The organism is Bradyrhizobium sp. A5, assembly GCF_042076515.1.
Lineage (GTDB): Bacteria > Pseudomonadota > Alphaproteobacteria > Rhizobiales > Xanthobacteraceae > Bradyrhizobium > Bradyrhizobium cosmicum.
This window is the reverse complement of sequence record NZ_CP148990.1, coordinates 1,071,764-1,091,661: the sequence shown is the minus strand read 5'-3', so window position 1 is coordinate 1,091,661 and position 19,898 is coordinate 1,071,764. Positions and strand designations below refer to the sequence as shown.

Genomic DNA, 19,898 nt, shown 5'->3' with positions numbered 1-19,898 from the left:
TGGACCGACTGTTTAGCGCAAACTGATCCGCCTTGTCAGCGGATCAGCACTTCACGCGCTTCTGCTCGCGATCGACCGCGGCCTTGACGCCGGCGGAGGCGCGCGGAAATTTGCGGCCGACCTCGCCGAAGGCGGCGCAGGCGGCCTCCTTCTCCTTCAGCGCGGCCAGCGACTGGCCGAGCCGCAGCAGGGCATCCGGCGCCTTGGCCGATTTGTCGTATTTGGTGGTGACGGCGAGGAAGGCTTCCGCGGAGTCGCGATATTGCTGGCGCTGGAAGTAGCTCTCGCCGAGCCAGTATTGCGCGTCCCCGAGCAGCGGGTCGCCAGGATATTTCTGCGCAAAATTCTTCATGGTCTGCTCGGCGAGCGCATAGTCCTTGCGCTGCATGTAGCCGATGCCGAGGTCGAACTCGTCGCGCGGCGTTGCCGAGGGCGGCAGCGTGGTCAGGCCAGGGCCAGCGCCTCCGGCCGGCGCGGGATAGCCTGGCTGGGCCGGCGGATAGACCGGCTGGGCGGGCGCTGCGGCCTGCGGATAGCGACCGCCGGTGCTGCCAAGATCGAGCGGCTCGCCGGCGTTGCGTCCGCCGGGCGCGCCGACCTGGGGACCTGCCGGCATCGGCTGCTGTCCGCCGCCGAGCGCACGCGGCGCGCCCGGTGCGCTCGGATTCTGGCCCGGGTCAAAGGCATCGCCGCGGCGACGGCTGCCGGGGGCGCCCGGCGCCGGCTGCTCCTGAACGATCGGCGCGGGAGCCGCGATCTGGGGCTGCTCGTAGTTCGGCTGGGCGGGCTGCTGCTGCTGACGATAGGCCGGCGCGACCTGAGCAGGCGGCATCGCGGCGACGTTGGGCTGCGCCGGCGCCTGTCCGGGCGTCGCGCCTTGCGCGCCGCCCTCGACCGCCCGCAGCCGCTCTTCGAGCTGACGGTTGCGATATTGCAGCTCTTCGTTCTGGCCGGTGAGCTGGCGCAGCTGGTTCTCCAGCCGCTCGATCCGGATCTCGGGGTCATCGTCCGACTGTGCGAAGGAGGGCGAGCCCAACGAGAGCAGCGCGGCGATCGCCACGGTGCCGGAAAAGATCTTGGATCTGGATGACATCTTGCCCTGACGACCAAAACGAAATGATCTGCGACGGAACATGCGACGCGCCACACATTGAAAGGCACTACGCCAAAAATGTGACTGGCACCACGGGGTTTCGGTCACAGATCGCTGAAACGAAACCGGCGCCCGAGAGGGCGCCGGCATGATCGGATTCTGAAGATGAACGGTGCCTGACTTGAAGCGTCAGGAGCTCGCGTTCAACACGGTCACGGCACGACGGTTCTGCGACCAGCAGGAGATGTCGTTACAGACGGCGACCGGCCGTTCCTTGCCGTAGGAGATCGTGCGCATGCGGTTGGCGTCGATGCCGCGCGAGGCGAGGAACGAACGCACGGACTGGGCACGGCGGGCGCCGAGCGCGATGTTGTATTCGCGGGTGCCTCGCTCGTCGGCATGACCTTCGATGGTGAAGGAGTAGCGCGGGTAGCTCTGCAGCCACTGCGCCTGCTTCTCCAGGGTCACGATCGCCTGCGGGGTCAGATCGGTTTGGTCGCTCTCGAAGAACACACGGTCGCCGACGTTGACGACGAAGTCCTGCTGGCTACCCGGCGTCGCCGCGTTGGCCATCGCATCCGTCGCAGCATTCTTGTTGGCGCAGGCGCCCATCGACAGCGCGATTGCGACCACCGCAGCCAGCTTCAATCCCTGGAGGATGCGCATAGGGTATTTCATTCCGGAGCCTCCACGCTCACGTTCGTCCACTGCCATCGGGTCTACAGGGGGTTGGTTAAGCGAACGTTCCGTCAACCTTGACGGAACCTTGCTCAAGCCGGTCAAATGCCCCCAACCAGCGAAAAGCACCCGCTATGGTTAATGGGTTGTAAATGTGGCGCGAGGGTGAAGGCAAGCCGCGTTCGCCGGCAACCATGCCGGTTTTGCCGGAATTTTAGCCCAAGGTGTGATGCGCGGAGACGTGAGCTGCGACCGAGAGGCATCGGGCGCGGCCCGTGACCACGCCGGCGCGGACTTTAGACGTGAGCGGCGTCCGCCACGAGCACAGGCCGCTGCGGGACCTGGCGCTGACCACCCCGCCCGAACAGCATCCGCCGCTCGAAGGCAGTGGATCGCATGATCGGATAGCGCTCGAACACCTTCTTGCGGAAGGTCGGGAAGTCCGCCGCCATCAAGCCAAACGACTTGGTGAGCCCCGGAACGAGCCGGGGCTCGGCAATGGTCTCATGCAGGAACACCCGGCGGTAAAACGCCTGGTGCTCGGAACGTACGATGGCAAGGCCGAGATCGGCATTGAAATGCTCGCACGCCATGTAGGCGAGCCGGGTGGTCAGATAGGGCAATTCCGGAACCCGCTTCACCTGGTCCGGATCGGCAACGAACCGTGTCGGATCGATCATGACCTCGCCGCGATCCAGCCGCGGCATCAGGATCTCCGGGAAGACATCGGCCGAAGTGGATTCGCGCCACTCCGAGGTCAGCACGCTGATACGCACCGAGCTGCAGAGCTGGCCACGGAGGTAGACGCCGAAGGTCCAGGCGTTCGGCAGTTCGTCGTAGCGGTCGGTGACCCGGGCTTCCGGGGATTCCTTGACGGCGCCCTCACGCAGATAGGCGCGGTAGCGGAGGTTGTAGATCTCTTCCTTCTCCGCGGCCGTTTCCGCGAGATGGTAATCGACGTCGGTCAGGAGCTCCGCTCCACGTCCAACAGCCGAAATGACAGATCTGGCTGAGGACTGCATTCCAACTCCTTACCCATCACTCACGACGCGCCGATCTCAAGCCAATTCGCACAAGACAACTTGCGCGGGCGTGATCATTTATTAACACCTTCTTAACAAATATGCAAAGCAATCGAACGGTTAGGGTTAACCTCCGTAGCACTACGTAGCGCCAGCAACAGTCTGAGATGACGGGAATTTTTCGGATGTCGCGTCAGGCGAAGGAGCGCGAGACGACGACCTGGAGCAGGCCGTCCCCGCGCCGTCCATGCGAGGCGTTGAGGAGCTGGCGCATCCGCACCGCGGGCACCGGACGGCTGAACAAATAGCCCTGCGCCTCCGAGACGGTGCCGTCGGCGCTGATCAGCTCGAGCTGCTCGTTGGTCTCGATGCCCTCGACCACGACGGACATGCCGAGGTCGGCGGACAGGCGCGCGACGCCGCGCAGCAGCGTCAGTGGCCGGTCGGTGTCGATGCCCTCGAGGAAAGAGCGGTCGATCTTGACCTTCTGCATCGGGAAATTATGGAGATAGCTGAGGCTCGAATAGCCGGTGCCGAAATCGTCCAGCGAGATACGCACGCCCAACGCATGCAGTTGCGACAGGATGTCATGGGTGAGCTGGGTGTTGCGCAGCAGCGAGGATTCGGTGATCTCGATCTCGAGGCGATGGGCCGGAAGGCCGGAGACCTCGAGGGCGTAGCGGATTTCGCTGAGCACGTCGCGCTGGTGGAATTGCTGCGGTGAGAAGTTGACGGCGACGCTGACGCCGTCCGGCCAGTTCATGCATTCCATGCAGGCGCGGCGCAGGATCCAGCGGCCGAGATCGACGATCAGGCCCATGTCCTCGGCGACCGGAATGATGTCGACCGGCGAGACCGTGCCGCGCACCGGATGATTCCAGCGCAGCAGTGCCTCGCAGGTGGTGATCTTGCCGGTCTTGAGGTTGACGAGCGGCTGGTAGAACAGCTCGAACTCCTCGTTGGCGAGCGCCTTGCGCAGGTCGAGCTCGAGGATGCGGCGGGCCTCGACGGTCGCCGCCATCTCGTCCCGGAAGAAGCAGAAGGTGCCACGGCCGTCGGCCTTGGCGCGGTAGAGCGCCATATCGGCGTTCTTGAGCAGGGTGTCGGCGCTGACGGCGCCGTCCGGCGAGGTCAGCGCGATGCCGACGCTGGCGCCGATCTCGACCAGATGATTGTCTATGCGGTAGCGCTCGCTGAGCCGTTCGACGATGCGGCGGGCGAGGCTCGCGGCGTCCTCGGCCGCGCTGATGTTCTGCTGGAACACGACGAACTCGTCGCCACCGAAGCGGGCGACGAAATCCTCGGGCCGCAGCATCTCGCGCAGGCGGTTGGCGACCGCACACAGAAGCTGGTCGCCGCAGGGATGACCGAGCGTGTCGTTGACCTGCTTGAACTGGTCGAGGTCGACGAACAGCAGTGCGGAAAGGCGCTCGGCATGGTGTGCGTTCGCCAGCAGCCGCCCGATCTCGTCGCGGAAGGAGACGCGGTTGGGCAGCGCGGTCAACTCGTCATAGCGGGCGAGATGGCTGATCCGGGCTTCGGCGTTGGTACGTTCGGTGATGTCTTCCAGCAGCAGCACGGTGCCGCCACGGGCCATCGGCTGGAACGTCCAGGCCAGCGTGCGGCCGCGAGAGGAATCCGGATCGGCGGTGACGATCTCGCGGATCCGCCCGTGCTCGATCTCGGCCATGATCTGTTTTCCGCTGTCCGCCGAGATGGAGCCCGCGGCGACGCAGGCCGACACGATATCGGCGGCGGTGGCACCTCGCTTGACGAGGTCCTCCGGCAAAGCCATCAACTCGCCGAAGCGGTGGTTCATCACCGCAAGGCGTCCGTCGGCGCGAAACATGCACAGGCCGTGCGGCATGTTGTTCAGCGCGGTATCGAACTGGCTCGCCAGCGCGGATTCCCGGAAGCTCGACGTCAGTGCCTTGACGAAGATCGCATGCAGGCTGAGGTTGATGTTCTTCATGCCGATGAAGAAGAACATGAGCAGGACGGCAAGGCCGACGTGATAGAATCCGCCATGCAGCAGCAGGGCGAGCGACATCGGCCCGCAGGCGAGCGCAACGTGCCACTGGATCAGCCGCGGCCGGCCGTAATTGCGGGCGGCGCCGCCGGCGGTGTAACCGATGCCGATCGCGACACAGAGCATGTCGGCAACCGCATCCTCGTTGAGATAGATGACGACAAAGGCCCACAGGCCGAGCACGGCGGCGTAGATCAGTGCGCCGATCCAGTAGCGCGGCTCCAGGTGCCTCGCCTCTTCGAACGACAACCCATGCGCGCGGTTCTCATAGCGCCGCATCTGGAACGCGCGTCCGGTGCCGACGGCGATGAGTGCGAACGCAATCGGCCACAGCCGGACGTCGCCGGTCTTCAACGCAGTCATGACCGCGGCCACGGCCGCTGAGGCCGAGCCCAGGAAGATCGCCCAGAAATTCTGCACCATAGAGTTGACGAGAGCGGCGTAGAGTATCGGCTCCAGCTCGTCTCGATCGCTCTGCTTCTGGTCGGCCAGTTGCATTGGCTTGTTACGCGTCCTGTTTGCCGCGTACTTTTACCCAGACCAGATGAAGCCTTTCTGAGGGAACATCGTTAAAGTCGAGTTGTTTTTCGGCAATAGCGAACCTGTTTCTGCTGAAATATCAAGCAACTAGGCAAGCGTTGCCGGGCACAAGGTGAAGGAAAGCTTGCCTCCCGCACCAAACCCGAAAAATTCTGCATGTTTTTCGAAAACATCGCGCGTCCAAGCGCGCGACGTTTCAGCCGGATGTCTCTATCCCGGCGTGGAGGACAACAGCGGCGACCAGGCCGGGTCGGAGGCGAAGCCCGGCGTCGGTACCTTGAGCTCGTTACGACCGGAGATGTCGACGGAGAACAGCGACGGACCGCCGGCACCGCCGGGATCGCGGAAGAACATCAGCACGCGGCCGTTCGGCGAGAAGGTCGGGCCTTCATTGTGATAGCCGGAGGTGAGAAGCCGCTCGCCGCTGCCGTCCGGCTTCATGACCCCGATCGAGAACTGCCCGCCCCCCTGCCTGGTGAAGGCGATGTAATCGCCACGCGGCGACCACACCGGCGTCGAATAGGTGGCGTTGGTGTCGTCCTTGGAGAATGAGATGCGCTGCGCAGCCCCTCCTCCTGCCGACATCACGTAGATCTGCGACCTGCCGCCGCGGTCGGATTCGAAGCAGATCCGGGTGCCGTCCGGCGAGTAGGACGGAGAGGTGTCGATCGCCGGCGTGTCGGTGAGGCGCGTGGTCGATCGCGAGCGCAGATCCATCACGAACAGGTTGGAATTGCCGCCCTGCTGCAGGCTCATGATGACGCGCTGGCCGTCGGGCGAGAAGCGCGGCGCGAAGGTCATGCCGGGGAAGTTGCCGACGATCTCGCGCTGGCCGGTCTCGATGTTGAAGAGATAGACCTTCGGATCGCCCTGCCCGAACTCCATGTAGGTGATCTCTTGCGAGTTCGGGGAGAAGCGCGGCGTCAGCACGAGGTCCGAGCCGCGGGTCAGGTAACGCACATTGGCGCCGTCCTGGTCCATCATCGCGAGCCGCTTGACGCGGCGCTCCTTCGGCCCGGTCTCGTCGACGAACACGACGCGGCTGTCGAAATAGCCCTTCTCGCCGGTCATCTGCTCATAGATCTGGTCGGAGATGATGTGGGCGATGCGGCGCCAATATTCCGGCGAGGTGAAGTATTGCTGTCCGGTGAGCTGCTGGCCGGTGATGACGTCCCAGAGGCGAAATTCGGCCTTGAGCCGGCCGTCCTGCTGCCGCGTCATGCGGCCGGTGACCAGCGCCTGGGCGTTGAGAGTCTTCCAGTTCTGGAATTGCGGCGCGACGTCGATGTTGCTGATGCGCTCGATGAAGGCGGCCTGGTCGATCGGCGCGAACAGGCCCGACCGCTTCAGATTGTTGGTGATGACCTGGGTGACGCCGTTGCTGACGTCGCCGTCGGCGGGCGAACCCGGCACGAAGTTGGAGATCGCGATCGGGATCGGCCGAAACTCCGTGGGATCGATGCGGATGCGCTGGGCGAAGGCAGGTCCGCCCCCGAGCATTGCAAGCGTCGAACCCGTCAGGGTCATGAAGCGGCGGCGGTTCATCGATCGGGCGTCATTCATCGCAAAATTCTTTTGTCCGGATGTCACAACATGTCTTTCAGGCCGAAGGTCATTTCAATCTTCTTCCAGCCTTCGTATTGCTGCCTGGGCATGAACGAATAGACCTGACATTGCACGATGGCGCGCTTGGCGCTCTCGGCCACGGCTTGGGCAATCGACCGGGACGGGCCTCGCACCGCGACGATGATCGGCTCGGATGCAAGCGAGCCATCGATCTGCATCGGAATGTCGATGTCAGCCTCGTACTGATCGGCATCCTGCCCGTTGTAAGTGGGCGTGAAACAGCGCCGGACCGCACTCGTGAACGCGCCCCGCCACGTCGCGACGTTATTGGCGGCCGTCCCGGACGTTGTTCCCAGCGCAGCCGACGCATTCAACGCCGAGCCGGATAGCTCGTGCCGGGTCGCAGCGCGCTTGTCGAGGTCGCGCTGGATCTGCGCGGGATCGAAGCTGCGCTCCTTGGGCTTGGGCTGCTGCTGCGGCTGCACCGCCGCGACCTTCTGCTCCACGGGCTTGGGCGGCGGCTTCTTGGTGTCGAGCTTCTTCTGCAACTCGGCGATCGGATCTTCCTTGGCCGGATCAGGTTTCTTTTCCGGCGGCTTCGGCTCTTCCTTTGCCTTCGCTTCCGCAACGGGCTTCGGCGGCTCGGGCTTCTTCTCGACCGGCTTCTCGACGGGTTTCGGCGGCGGCTCGGGCGTCGAGTTGGTCTTGATCAGCTCTTTCTTCTCGGTGACCTTGCCGACCGCGTCCTCTTCGGGCTTGGCCTCGGCGATCTTCTCGACCTTGGGCTTCGGCTCTTCCTTCTTGCCGGTCTTCTGCCCCGACATCATCTTGGCGAGTTGATCGGTGGAGATGATGTCGACAGGGAGCGACTCTTCCGCCGGCACGTAGGCCTTGCTGCTAAAGGTGATGAGGCCCCATCCAAGCACGAGGACGTGGAGGGCAATCGACGCAACGAGTGTCTTGTCGACGTTCACCTTCACCGGCTTACCCCTGATCCGCCTCGGTGACGAGCGCCAGCTTCTTGAAGCCCGCGCCGGACAACAGGCCCATGACCTTGGCGACCGTTCCGTAATCCGCCTTCTTGTCGGCGCGCAGATAGATTCGTTCCTCGAGCCCGCCGCGCGCATCCGTGATCGCCTTGAGCTTGGGGATCAATTCGTTGATCGCGATCTCGGTGTCGTTGATGAACACCTTGCCCTTGATGTCGACGGACATCTGGATCGGCTTCTGGTCGTTGTTCTCCAGGCTCTTGGCCTGGGTCTGCGGCAGGTCGAGCGGCACACCGACCGTCAACATAGGCGCCGACACCATGAAGATGATGAGCAGCACCAGCATCACGTCGACCATCGGCGTGACGTTGATCTCGGCCACGACGGGCTTGCGCCGGCCACGGCGCCCACCGCCTCCGGACGAACTCGCAACGTTCATCGCCATGATCGCGTGCCCAAATTGCCCTTCACACTATACATGCCGTCCGTCAGCCCCGCTCGTCGATCTGACGCGACAGGATGGCTGAAAATTCGTCGGCGAACCCTTCGAGCCGCTGGGCCTGCCGGTTCACCTCGGATGTGAACTTATTGTAGAAGATAGTGGCAGGAATGGCGGCGATAAGGCCGACAGCGGTCGCAAACAGCGCCTCCGCGATGCCGGGAGCCACCACCGCCAAAGAGGTATTTTTCGACGCCGCGATCGACTGGAAGCTCGACATGATGCCCCAGACCGTGCCGAACAGGCCGACGAAGGGGCCGGCGGAGCCGACGGTTGCCAGCACCAGCAGGCGGCGTTCCAGCCGCTCCACTTCACGGGCGATCGAGACGTTCATCACCTTGTCGATGCGCATCTGAAGGCCGGCGACCGAGCGCGCCTGGTTCTCGAACGAGCGCTTCCACTCGCGCATCGCCGCGACGAAGCAGGCCGCCATCGAATGCGTCGGCTTGGCCGAGAGGGTGCGATAGAGCTCCTCGATCGACTCGCCGGACCAGAAGGCCTGCTCGAAACGGTCCATCGAGCGGCGGGTGCGGGCAAACAGGAAGATCTTGTCGATGGCGATTGCCCAGACCCAGACCGAGCAGCCGAGAAGGCCCAGCATGACCCCTTTCACGATCCAGTGAGCCTGCCAGAACAGCGCGATCAGCGACACGTCCGCGGAGGCGGCAACCGGAAGGGCGGACTGAGCCATTTCGGCCGGGTTCATAAGCAGTATCCTCTCAAGGCGATCGTTACCGATGTTCCGTAGCAGCGAAGGGCCGCCGGTTCCCCAACAGCCGCGCTAGTACCGGCGTGGCCGGAAAGCCCGCTCAAAGCCTTGTTTTTCTGGAGTGCAGGGGCTCGTCCAAAGCCGGCCGTCTGCATTCCCTGCCAAGATGTCAAAACTATGGGCCTTGACCGCAGCTTTGGGCGCGATTGTCCGCAATTACCAGAGCCCGGCGATGGTTAATGCGGGGTTACCGCGGGCGAATTTGGCTGCGGGAAAGGTAGGCAGCGCAGGCGGTTGGGGTCAGGCCGCCGGAACGGGCTCCGGGCAATTGGTCAACCGCGCGGGATTGCCGACCGCCGTGCAGCCGGCCGGCACGTCTGAGGTCACAACAGTGCCGGCACCGACCTTGGCGAAATCGCCGATGCTGATATCGCCGAGAACGGTCGCGCCGGCGCCGATATAGACACTGCTGCCGATGCGGGGCGAGCGCGCCGGCAGTTCGCTGTTGCGACCGATGCTGACATTCTGGAGGATGGTGGTCCCATCGCCGATGACCACATTCGCGCCGATCACGATACCCGTGGCGTGGTCGAGATAGACCGACGAGCCGATGGCGGCGGCTGGATGGATGCTGACCTGCAGCAGGTTGGACGACTCGTTCTGAAACAACAGCGCGGCATCGACATGGCCGCGATGCCAGAGCCAGTTCGAGACGCGCCAGGCTTGCAACGCGACATACCCCTTGAAATGCAGCAGCGGCGGCAACAGCTCGGCGATGGCGGGATCGTGGATCGCGATTGCCTGCAAGTCGCGGCCGGCTGTCTCGATCACGTCCGGTGAGTCGCGAAAGGCGTCGCGGGCAAACGCCGTAAAGCGCGCTCGCTCCGCCGCTGAACCGCCAAGTCTGCGCCCGATCAGATCGGCCAGGACGGCAGCAAAATCGTCATGGACGAGGACTGCATCGGCAAGGGATTTGCCAAAGACAGGGTCGGCGTCCATCGCACGTTGCGCCTCATCGCGGATCTGCTGCCAGAGACTATCGTTCGCCGAGGTCGCAGCCGCCATCATCGCCGCCTCTTTCTTCTCGCGTCTCGAATATAGGCGGCGTGCCGCCCTTGCGCCACGCCGCGCCGGCGGCGCGCGTGGGTCCCCCCGAGCAACTTGCCGCAGCTCCCCGTGAGGCTACGAGCTTGCATGCCAGGCTTCCGCAACCATATAATCCGATGAAGTTCAGGCCGACTCTGCCTCGACCGGGGATGTTCAGGCAAGCATCCCGTTCGAGCCCCCGCGGTGGTCCGCCATCCGCGGGTTTTTCGTACCCGGCGGCCTTCGGCGCTGCTGCGACGAATCCCGGATCCCCCTCACCCAAGGTCACGCCAAGACATGTCGCCCAACGCGCCCGCCGACAACCAGCACGACGACGTCATGTACCCCTCCGCAATACCGTTCGTGCTGGTCCATCTCGGCTGCTTTGCAGCGATCTGGTCAGGCGTCACCTGGCAGGCCCTCGCGATCTGCGGTTCGCTGTATGTCGTGCGCATGTTCGCAATCGGAGCAGGTTACCACCGCTATTTCTCGCACAAGGCTTTTGCGACCGGACGGGTATTTCAGTTCATCCTGGCCTGCCTCGCGCAGAGCACCGCGCAGAAGAGCGTGTTGTGGTGGGCGGCCAAGCATCGGCACCATCATCTGCATTCCGATACCGAATTGGACGTGCATTCGCCGCGTCAGCGCGGCTTCTTGTACAGCCATCTCGGCTGGATTTTTTACCGGGAGCACGACGCGACCGACCTCGTGAAAGTCGGCGATCTCGCTGTCTATCCGGAGCTGATGTGGCTGCATCGGCTGGAGCTGCTGCCCGCCTTTGTACTTGCGGCGCTCTGCTTCCTGGTCGCGGGGTGGTCGGGCCTGGTCGTCGGCTTCCTGTGGAGCACGGTGCTGGTCTATCACGCGACCTTCTGCATCAACTCGCTCGCCCATGTGCACGGACGCAAGCGTTACGTAACGGGCGACGATTCCCGCAACAACTGGCTGCTGGCGTTGTTCACCATGGGTGAGGGCTGGCACAACAATCACCACGCCTACCAGAGCAGCGTACGGCAAGGCTTCCGCTGGTGGGAAATCGACGTGACCTATTACATCCTGAAGGTCCTGTCCTGGTTCGGCATCGTCTGGAACATGAAGGCGCCGCCCGAACAGGTGCTGCGCAACGAGCAGCCGCTCGGCGCGCGGGTTATCAATCGGGCGGCGCGTGATCTTGCCGCACGGTTCGATGCTCAGACGCTCGCGCACGCGATTTCGTCGGCGCGGCGCCGGGCCGACCTCGCCCAGATGCAGTTGCCGACGCTGCAGGACATCCTCAACCGGGCCCATGAAGGCGTCGATGCGCTGACACATCTGCATCTTCCGAAGATCCCGACCCGCGAGGAGTTTCTCGCCGAGGCCAGGGCGATGTTCGCGCGGACGCGGTCACTCAACGAGATCGTGGACCACGCCTACGAATACTTCCTGGCATCGGTTCGCGCGCAGCTCGCCACGGCGAGCTGACCCGGACGACCTTGGCCAAGACGAACTGACGAAGACGAACTGACGAAGACGAACTGCCCGGGGCGATCTGAACGTCGCGACGTGCAGGACGCGTAGGTCCAAAAACCAAACCGCCCGCCTGCGGGTTGCGCAGGCGGGCGGCTCGGGGCCATCAGGACTTTGGGGGCATGCGCCTGAAGGCTTTGAGAGACGTCGGCGTCCGGATCTAGCCGTTCCAGATCAACCCTGCGGCTGGTCGGTCGGCGGCGGGGTCGGACGCGTCTTGTGCTGGGCCATGAACTGGTCGAACTCTTCCTTGTCCTTGGCGTGACGCAGACGGTCGAGGAAGTTCTTGAACTCGACCTGCTCCTCCTCGAGCCGCTGCAGCGTTTCAGTGCGGTATTCGTCGAAGGCGCGGTTGCCGCTCGAGGGCGGCCCGAAGCCGAAACCGAAACCACGGCGCTCCATGCTTCCGCGCATGCGGTCCATCTTGTACTGCATCCGCTCCATCTTGTTCTGCCAGCGGTCCTGATTGCTCCAGCACGACATTCTTCTGCTCCCGAGTGTGAAAAAGAGAAGGGCAAGTCCGATCGGCCACCACAAGATGAAGCCGAGGATGGTCACGGCGATCCAGCCGGGATGCCAGGGCGTCTCGAGCATGCGGGGACGCTCGTAGTGTTGTTCCGAAGGACCGCGCCATCGATTGACATCAGCGGTGTAGGCCATCTCCATCTCCATCACGGCACCAGCGCCGTTGTGAATGTAAATAACATTTACATAGCTAGACCATCCCGTCATTTTGTCAAGCTGGCCGCCTGACAGTGCGGCCGAATTATTTTCGCAATTTTATTTCGGCTTGCCCCAGGGGCCGCCGGGCGGCACGCCAGAACCGGAGGATGCCTCCGGTGGCACCGGCGGCGGCTCGGCGCTCTTCGGCGTCGGCGGTGGGCGGCGGTCGGTCGGGAAGCCGAGGCCGCGCAGATAGATCAGCACCTCGGCCTCGAGCAGTTCGTCCGGCGACATCGGCAGTTTTCGCCGCGCGGCGTCGCCGCGCGAGAACAGCGAGGCCACGCCATGCGCCATCGACCAGATGTGCAGCGCCATCATCATGGCCGGCGGCCGCGGCATGCCGGGCGGCGCCAGCGCCGCGAGGCGCTCGGCGGCGGCGCGTATGATGTTGAAAGCGCGCTCGCTGGCGGCCTGAAGCGCCGGATTGGCGTCGACCGGCAGGCCCGACTCGAACATCGCATTGTAGAAGGCCGGCTCCTCGCGGGCGAAGGCGAGATAGGCCCGGCCGACGCGCTCGAACGCGGTGACCGTGTCGGGCCGGCCGTCGTCCCAGGCCGCGGTCAACCGCGCCTCGAACTGCTCGAAACCGCGCTGCGCGATCGAGGACAGCAACTCCTCACGGTCGCGGAAATGCCGGTAGGGCGCCGCCGCGCTGACGCCAGCCATGCGCGCGGCATCGGCGAACGTGAAGCCGGCCGCGCCCTTCTCGGCGATCAGCCCGAGGGCGGCCTGCAACAGGGCTTCCTTCAGATTGCCGTGGTGATAGCCGCGCTCGGCGCGGCCCTGCTCCTTGCGCCAGCTCATGTGAACGACCTTTACATGAGCCGGGGGTGAAGGTCACTAGCCCTCACTCGTCATTCCGGGGCGACGCGCAGCGTCGAACCCGGAATATCGAGATTCCGGGATCGGTCGTGCGGACCGCCCCGGAATGACCGTAGAAGCCTACCGACCCGGGATCGGCAGGACCGGCATGACTTCAACGGACTCGCCCGGGAAGATCGCAAAGTGCGGATGGTTCTTGAACAGCTCCGCCGCGGCTTCCTGCGAGGCTGCGCGCACCACCGTAAACCCGGTCAGCGCATTGCTGATTTCGGTCACGCCGCCGGCGTCGATTTTCCGGGTCTTGCCGAGCGGGCCGCCCAGCTCGACGATGGCGGCCTTGTGCTTTTCGACCCAGCCGTGCCAGGCGGCCAGGCCCTCCTGCTCCTTCGCCTTGCGTTCGGCCTCGGGGAGCGCCTGCCAGGCGGCCATTTTCGGGCCGGTCATGCTGCCGAGATAAACGGCGAGGAATTTGTGTTCGGTGCTCATCGGTTTTCTCCTTTGATTGATGATTGACGACAGCCGCGCATGTCTATCGCGGCCGCTTTGGCTAGTTCTTCAGGTCGGCGAAACCGGCAGCGGCGGCCTGCACCTCCGGCGAAAAGTCGGCCATCTCCTGCACCTGCCGGATCTCGATCAGCTCGTTGGCAGAGGCCGGGCATTGCCTGGCCCAGGCGATCGCCTCCGCGCGCGAGGTCACCTCGATCATCCAATAGCCGCCCAGGACTTCCTTGGCCTCGGTGAAGGGGCCATCGGTCACAACCGGCCCGCCGGTCGCAAACGAGACGCGCGCGCCCATCGAGGGCGGATGCAGGCCGTCGAGTGTGATCAGGACGCCGGCGTCCTTCAGCGCTTCATTGTAGCGCATCATCGCGGCGAAGCGGTCGGGATCGAGCTGGACGTCCGGCGGCGCGGTCTCGTAGCCGAGCGGGATCATCAGCATCATGAAACGCATGGAAAGTTCCTCTTGCTTCGTCATTCCGGGGAGCGAGGCGGAGGACCGGAATGGCAACGGTGCCGCTGTAAGACGAGCGACCCGTTTCGGAACCGACATTGGCGCGAAAGTTATTTTTGAGGCCGTTGCACGCGACCATCCGACGAACCGGCCGCCTTGTGTTGTGCCGCCAATCGACGCCGCGACATCGCCCAATGAACGCGGAAATATTTCTTAGATTGCGCCCGTAAAATTACGGCCGCGCCGCCGCCGTTATATGAATTCCGCCGTGCATATGAATCGAGAATGCTTGCAACCTGAAAGAGATGTATGCCGCGGGGGACGCCGCGGAATCCGCGCAGGTTTTTGCAAGGGTTTACAGTTGCTCAACGAGCCTATGCAACTTTTTCGCTAGGCGAGACGGTACGTTCGAACCGTCTTCGAATCTCACGGAGCATCACGTGTTCAATTTCCAGAACAAGAAAGTCAGGCACGCGGTCGCAGAGGTCGAGGCGCTCGATCGGTCCCAAGCCGTCATCGAATTCGATCTCGACGGCACCATCCTCGACGCCAACGAAAACCTTCTCAAGATGAGCGGCTATTCGCTCGCCGAGATCAAGGGCAAGCATCACAGCATCTTCGTCAGCCCGGCCGAGCGCGAGAGCGCCCGCTATCGCGACTTCTGGGCCAGCCTGAACCGCGGCGAGTTCCAGACCACGCAATACCGCCGCTTCGGCAAGAACGGCAAGGAGGTCTGGGTCCACGCCTCCTACGCGCCGCTGCTCGACGAGACCGGGAAGGTGGTCAGCTTCATCAAGTTCGCCACCGACATCACGGCCTACAAGATGCGGACCCTGGAAGACGCGGGCAAGATCGCCGCGATCAGTCGCGCCCAGGCCGTGATCGAGTTCAACATGGACGGCACCATCGTCACCGCCAACGAGAACTTCCTCAATGCGATGGGCTACGCGCTGGACGAGATCCAGGGCAAGCATCACAGCATGTTCGTGACGCCGGAGGATCGTGCCAGCGCAGCCTATGCCGATTTCTGGGCGCGGCTGAACCGTGGCCGGTTCGAGGCCGCCGAATACAAGCGGATCGGCAAGGGCGGCAAGGAGATCTGGATTCTCGCAACCTACAACCCGATCCTCGACGAGATGGGCAGGCCCTTCAAGGTAGTGAAGTTCGCAACCGACGTCACCGCGCGGAAGATGAAGGCGGCCGACAATGACGGCCAGCTTGCCGCGATCCAGAAGTCGCAGGCCGTGATCGAGTTCAACATGGACGGCACGATCCGCACCGCCAACCAGAACTTCCTGAACGCGATGGGCTATTCGCTGGCCGAGATCAAGGGCCAGCACCACAGCATGTTCGTCGAGCCGAACGAGAAGAACTCTGCGGCCTACCGCCAGTTCTGGGAGACGCTCAATCGCGGCGAATACCAGGCCGCCGAATACAAGCGGATCGCCAGGGGCGGCCGCGAGATCTGGATCCAGGCGTCCTACAACCCGATCCTCGACCTCAACGGCAAGCCCTACAAGGTGGTGAAATACGCCACCGACATCACCGCGCAGGCGATCGGCCGCAAGAAGGCCGACAATGCCCGCGGACTGATCGAGGCGGTCGCAGCCGGCAGCGAAGAGATGAGCGCTTCGATCCGCGAAATCTCCGAGACCATGGCGAAGTCGCGCGAGAACTCCAAAGTCGCGACCAGCCGGGTGGACGCCGCCGACGGCCAGGCGCAGAAGCTGAACGCGGCCGCGCAGGCCATGAGCGGCATCGTCGAGATGATCTCCGGCATCACCAGCCAGATCAACCTGCTCGCGCTCAACGCCACCATCGAATCGGCGCGCGCCGGCGAAGCCGGCCGCGGCTTTGCGGTGGTCGCCTCCGAGGTGAAGAACCTCGCGAGCCAGGCCAAGCAGGCGACCGACACGATCACGTTCGAAATCGACGCGCTGAACACCATCTCCGGCGACGTCGCCAGCTCGCTGACCGCGATCAAGGTCGCGATCGCGGGCGTCAACGAGTTCATCGCCACCACCGCCGCGGCAGTCGAGGAGCAGAGCGCGGTGACGGCCGATATGTCGGCCAACATGCAGCGCGCATCGGCGGAGCTGTCCTAGGCAAACCACCTTTATCCATCTCCGTCCTTCTTGCCGGAACGAAAGCGCAGTAAAAGGCGCTGGCCGCCCGTGCGGCTTCCGCTTCCGACAGAAGGACAGATCAGCCCATGCCCGCCTCTCCGCAAAAAATCGCTCTCGTCACCGGAGCCGCGCGCGGCATCGGACTTTCGACGGCGAAGAAATTTCTCGCCGAAGGCTGGCGCGTGGCGCTGCTCGACATCGAGGGCGAGTTGCTCGGCCGTGCCGTCGCCGAAATCGGCCAAAGCGAGGCGACGCTGGCGCTGACCTGCGACGTCTCGGACGCGGCCGCCGTCGATGCAGCGATGACGACGGTCGAGCAGAAATTCGGCCGGTTGGATGCGCTCGTCAACAACGCCGGCATTGCCGTGTTCGCGCCGCTGATGGAGACATCGGAGGCCGACTGGCGCCGCGTGCTCGAGGTCAACCTCACCGGCCCCTTCCTCTGCACCAAGGCGGCGGTGCCGCTGATGCGGGATGGCCACGGCGGCGCCATTGTCAACATCACCTCGATCTCGGCGGTACGGGCTTCGACGCTGCGCTCGGCCTACGGCACCAGCAAGGCAGGCCTTGCGCACCTGACGAAACAGCTCGCGGTCGAACTCGCTTCCCTCAACATCCGCGTCAACGCGGTGGCGCCGGGGCCGGTCGACACCGCGATGGCAAAGCAGGTGCACACCAGGGAGATCCGCGCCGACTATCACGACGCCATTCCGCTCAACCGCTACGGCCTGGAGGAGGAACTCGCGGAAGCGATCTATTTCCTGTGCTCGGGAAGCGCGAGCTACATCACCGGCCAAATTTTGGCCGTCGATGGCGGCTTCGATGCGGCCGGCATTGGCCTGCCGACGCTGCGCGGCCAACGGCGGAACGGGTGAATCTCGGTAGCAAAGCGCTCTTGCGCCGTGCCCACCACCTTCTCCGGATTTGGGGTGCCAATGGTGGGCACGCTACGCTTTGCCTACCCTTGTATCGAATGTTCGGAGAGTGCCATGCGACGCGTCACCTTCCTCAAACCCCTGATGCTCGCAACCGCCCTCCTCGCCTCCGCACCGGTTTCCGCCGAGATCCGCATCATCCAGTCGCCGGGCGGCCAGGTCGGGCCGTTCCTCGATCTGTTCGAGAAAGTGCGCGAGAGCGGCGAGCGCGTGGTGATCGACGGCCCCTGCCTGTCTGCCTGCACGCTGGTGCTGAGCGTCGTGCCGGGTGAGCGCATCTGTGTGACGAAACGCGCCGTGCTCGGCTTTCATGCGGCGCGTTCGGTCGACCGGCGCGGCCGCTTCTATGCCGAACCGGAAGCATCCGACGCGGTGCTTCAAGCCTATCCGGGCCCGGTACGCGACTGGATCAGCCGCCGCGGCGGACTCTCGTCGCGGTTGCTTCTGTTGAAGGGACGTGACCTCACCGCGATCTACTCACGGTGCCGGTGAGGATCAGCCGGCCCGCCCGGGACGTGATCGGCTTGCATCCGCTACTATCCGACGAATAGACCAGCGGGTCGGAGATCCGCCGCGACGACGGAGGCCGCAGACAGCGCGGCCGCGCAACTACATTATTTCAGTGATTGTGCTCGCGAGCGTCAGCTTCACGCTCATCGCATTGCTCATGAGCTAACAGGTCATCCGAGCCAGCAGGCCAGGCGCGTCGGCGAGATTTCCGCCGGTCACTCGCTCGTCGGGCCTAATAGAGCCTCTGGATCATCTGTGCCAATTCCATGCTCGCGCAGATGAGCATACCCCACAGTGCAAAATTGATCTGCAGCGCCGCCACCATCGGTCGCTCCCCTTCCAAATCACGCCCGCCCCAGTTTGTAGAATTTATGAAGGAATGATTAGCGATTCTGACACGGAGTTCACAGCCTAATATTGCGCCAGTTGTTGTGCGATGCGGTCCGTATCATTTCACGAAGCGGCCTCACTGCGCTCGCAAAGTGATGTGAAAGCAGCACTTCATATTCGGCCATGCCGGACACGCCGTTTCCCTTAAGTTCCATTTAACCGGCGCGATGCAAACCTTCCCACGCGGAGTTTGCGAGTCGCGTACCGCACCAAGGGTTCGGCATGATGCGACGCGGCTTCGTCTTGCTCACTTTTTGCGCAGCGCTCATGGGATGCGCGGAGGCTCCGGCGCAGGAGCATCGTCCGATCGCATGGGACGGCCTCGGCCAGAACCCGAACCAGGCCCCGAACCGCACCGCCGTCACAAAGCGGCGCGCAGCGAACCCCGCGCCTCCGCAGGGAGATCCCAATCAGGAGCGCCAGAGAGTGCTCGGCACCTTACGCCCGTACTCCGAAGCATGGTGGGCGGTCCATGACGAGATCGAAGCGGAGAACGACAGGCAGCTCGGCACCAAGCTGGTGATCTGCCCGCGCTGCGTGCAGTCGCCGCCGTCCGGCGAGGACGTGACCGGATCGATCCGCTGAAAGGCACATGACCGGCTGCCCATGAGGTGACGGCGCAGGCCGGCGCGCCTGTCACATTCCCTCGGCCGGGCAGTTCACCATCCAGGGAATGCCGAACTTGTCGACGCACATGCCAAAGCCCTTGGACCAGAACGTCTTGCTGAAGGGCATGGTGAGAGTACCACCATCGGCGAGCGCGTTGAACTTGCGTTCGGCTTCCGAGACGTCGGCGACCGTCAGCGAGATCGAAAAGCCCTGCACCTTCTCGACGTGCTCGGGCGGTGCGTCTGACGCCATCAGCACGCTGCCGCCAGGCAGCGACATCCGCGCATGCATGATCGTGTTCTCACGGCCGGGAGTTGCCGGCACGTCCTGCGGCGCGTCCGAGGCACGCAGCAGCATCTCGATCTTGCCGCCGAGAACCTTGGCGTAATAGTTGAATGCCGCCTCGCAGGTGTCTTGATAAAACAGATAGGGATTGAGCACGTCTCTCTCCTTCTTGTTGCCTTGGACAGGGGGCGTTACTTCTCGGTGAGCTTCTTCAGGCTGGCGAGGCCGGCCTCGAAGTCCTTGCCGATCATGTTGTCCATGTTGATGAACACCTGCATCACCTTGGACATGAACGGGGCCGGACCGTCCATCGCCCATGTGACCTGTGTGGCATCGCCCTGCGGCACAAAGGTGAACTCGGCGGTGTTGTGGCCCTCGAACGGACGCTCGAAATCGAGCTTGATGCGCAGCCTCGACGGCGTGCTCGCCTCCAGAATCTCCATATGGCCGGCGCCGACATTGTTGTTGCCGTCCCAGGCGTAGGTCGCTCCCTTTCCTGCCGCGGCTCCACCGTAAATGCGCTTCATGCCGGGATCGCGGTTCTCATAGGGCGACCAGCCCGTCCAGCGATGGAAATCGGCGACCTGCGGATAGATGGCATCGGCCGGTGCCTTCACTTTGAGGCTTCGTTCGACACGGAAGGTGTCGGGCTTGGTGAAGGCAAAGGCGAGGACGGTCGCGATCCCGACCGCGAGCACAAGGGCGATGATGGCAATGGCTTTCAGCATGAAGGACTCCCTGGATACGGGCTAAGGACGAAGGGGAGAGGGCGGGGCCGACAATTAGGAACGGGATTTTTCGGCGTACTTCACCGCATGACGATGTGGAC

At 63.8% G+C, this 19,898-nt stretch carries 20 protein-coding genes; 5 read left to right on the top strand and 15 right to left on the bottom strand.

Going from position 1 to position 19,898, the window contains the following annotated elements; all coding sequences use genetic code 11:
- Nucleotides 1-43 precede the first annotated feature (43 nt).
- The 9 genes from ybgF to WHZ77_RS05055 form a co-directional block, all read right to left on the bottom strand.
- The gene (gene ybgF / locus WHZ77_RS05095) at nt 44-1,093 is read right to left on the bottom strand and encodes a tol-pal system protein YbgF (RefSeq protein ID WP_375312674.1); all 1,050 of its coding nucleotides are present in this window, start codon (nt 1,091-1,093) and stop codon (nt 44-46) included.
- 189 nt (nt 1,094-1,282) lie between these two features.
- Nucleotides 1,283-1,771, bottom strand: a complete 489-nt coding sequence (gene pal / locus WHZ77_RS05090; protein ID WP_041748053.1) for a peptidoglycan-associated lipoprotein Pal — start codon at nt 1,769-1,771, stop codon at nt 1,283-1,285.
- Between the two features lie 296 nt (nt 1,772-2,067).
- Nucleotides 2,068-2,793 carry a hypothetical protein gene (locus tag WHZ77_RS05085; protein WP_143841757.1) on the bottom strand — a complete coding sequence of 242 codons (726 nt, stop codon included), beginning with the start codon at nt 2,791-2,793 and terminating at the stop codon, nt 2,068-2,070.
- Between the two features lie 193 nt (nt 2,794-2,986).
- Nucleotides 2,987-5,320: a putative bifunctional diguanylate cyclase/phosphodiesterase gene (locus WHZ77_RS05080; protein WP_375312673.1), complete on the bottom strand. Its 2,334-nt coding sequence runs from the start codon at nt 5,318-5,320 to the stop codon at nt 2,987-2,989.
- 252 nt (nt 5,321-5,572) lie between these two features.
- Entirely contained in the window at nt 5,573-6,907 is a 1,335-nt protein-coding gene (gene tolB, locus WHZ77_RS05075) for a Tol-Pal system beta propeller repeat protein TolB (RefSeq protein ID WP_375314661.1), read from the bottom strand.
- A gap of 41 nt (nt 6,908-6,948) precedes the next feature.
- On the bottom strand, nt 6,949-7,908 hold the full coding sequence (locus WHZ77_RS05070; RefSeq protein WP_375312672.1) for a protein TolA: 960 nt from the start codon (nt 7,906-7,908) through the stop codon (nt 6,949-6,951).
- A gap of 4 nt (nt 7,909-7,912) precedes the next feature.
- Complete coding sequence (gene tolR, locus WHZ77_RS05065) at nt 7,913-8,362, bottom strand: protein TolR (protein ID WP_375312671.1); 450 nt, start codon at nt 8,360-8,362, stop codon at nt 7,913-7,915.
- 43 nt (nt 8,363-8,405) lie between these two features.
- Nucleotides 8,406-9,122 carry a protein TolQ gene (gene tolQ, locus WHZ77_RS05060; RefSeq protein WP_014439795.1) on the bottom strand — a complete coding sequence of 239 codons (717 nt, stop codon included), beginning with the start codon at nt 9,120-9,122 and terminating at the stop codon, nt 8,406-8,408.
- Between the two features lie 303 nt (nt 9,123-9,425).
- Nucleotides 9,426-10,193: a serine acetyltransferase gene (locus WHZ77_RS05055; protein WP_375312670.1), complete on the bottom strand. Its 768-nt coding sequence runs from the start codon at nt 10,191-10,193 to the stop codon at nt 9,426-9,428.
- 315 nt (nt 10,194-10,508) lie between these two features.
- On the opposite strand from WHZ77_RS05055, the gene WHZ77_RS05050 reads away from it, so the two are divergent.
- On the top strand, nt 10,509-11,672 hold the full coding sequence (locus WHZ77_RS05050) for an acyl-CoA desaturase (protein WP_375312669.1): 1,164 nt from the start codon (nt 10,509-10,511) through the stop codon (nt 11,670-11,672).
- Between the two features lie 219 nt (nt 11,673-11,891).
- Here the strand turns inward: WHZ77_RS05050 and WHZ77_RS05045 are convergent, their stop codons facing one another.
- The 4 genes from WHZ77_RS05045 to WHZ77_RS05030 all read right to left on the bottom strand — a co-directional run bounded on the left by WHZ77_RS05045 (nt 11,892) and on the right by WHZ77_RS05030 (nt 14,214).
- Nucleotides 11,892-12,377 (bottom strand): DUF2852 domain-containing protein, encoded by a 486-nt coding sequence (locus tag WHZ77_RS05045; protein WP_375312668.1) that lies wholly within the window; start codon nt 12,375-12,377, stop codon nt 11,892-11,894.
- Nucleotides 12,378-12,497: 120 nt separating this feature from the next.
- Nucleotides 12,498-13,244, bottom strand: coding sequence for a TetR/AcrR family transcriptional regulator (locus WHZ77_RS05040; protein WP_375312667.1), 747 nt, complete (start codon nt 13,242-13,244; stop codon nt 12,498-12,500).
- 138 nt (nt 13,245-13,382) lie between these two features.
- Nucleotides 13,383-13,748, bottom strand: coding sequence for a hypothetical protein (locus WHZ77_RS05035; protein ID WP_375312666.1), 366 nt, complete (start codon nt 13,746-13,748; stop codon nt 13,383-13,385).
- A 61-nt stretch (nt 13,749-13,809) separates the two neighbouring features.
- Nucleotides 13,810-14,214, bottom strand: coding sequence for a YciI family protein (locus WHZ77_RS05030; RefSeq protein ID WP_375312665.1), 405 nt, complete (start codon nt 14,212-14,214; stop codon nt 13,810-13,812).
- A gap of 440 nt (nt 14,215-14,654) precedes the next feature.
- Between WHZ77_RS05030 and WHZ77_RS05025 the strand changes: the two genes are divergently transcribed.
- The 4 genes from WHZ77_RS05025 (at nt 14,655) to WHZ77_RS05010 (ending at nt 18,760) form a co-directional block, all read left to right on the top strand.
- Nucleotides 14,655-16,319 (top strand): PAS domain-containing protein, encoded by a 1,665-nt coding sequence (locus WHZ77_RS05025; RefSeq protein ID WP_375312664.1) that lies wholly within the window; start codon nt 14,655-14,657, stop codon nt 16,317-16,319.
- Between the two features lie 107 nt (nt 16,320-16,426).
- A complete protein-coding gene (locus WHZ77_RS05020) occupies nt 16,427-17,215 on the top strand; it encodes an SDR family NAD(P)-dependent oxidoreductase (RefSeq protein ID WP_375312663.1) in 789 nt (262 codons plus the stop codon).
- Between the two features lie 114 nt (nt 17,216-17,329).
- Nucleotides 17,330-17,767 (top strand): hypothetical protein, encoded by a 438-nt coding sequence (locus WHZ77_RS05015; RefSeq protein WP_375312662.1) that lies wholly within the window; start codon nt 17,330-17,332, stop codon nt 17,765-17,767.
- Between the two features lie 630 nt (nt 17,768-18,397).
- Entirely contained in the window at nt 18,398-18,760 is a 363-nt protein-coding gene (locus WHZ77_RS05010) for a hypothetical protein (RefSeq protein ID WP_375312661.1), read from the top strand.
- Nucleotides 18,761-18,811: 51 nt separating this feature from the next.
- Here WHZ77_RS05010 and WHZ77_RS05005 read toward each other — a convergent pair whose 3' ends face one another.
- Both WHZ77_RS05005 and WHZ77_RS05000 read right to left on the bottom strand, forming a co-directional pair.
- Nucleotides 18,812-19,225, bottom strand: a complete 414-nt coding sequence (locus WHZ77_RS05005) for a VOC family protein (RefSeq protein WP_375312660.1) — start codon at nt 19,223-19,225, stop codon at nt 18,812-18,814.
- A gap of 35 nt (nt 19,226-19,260) precedes the next feature.
- A complete protein-coding gene (locus tag WHZ77_RS05000; RefSeq protein WP_375312659.1) occupies nt 19,261-19,797 on the bottom strand; it encodes an SRPBCC family protein in 537 nt (178 codons plus the stop codon).
- Nucleotides 19,798-19,898: the final 101 nt, after the last annotated feature.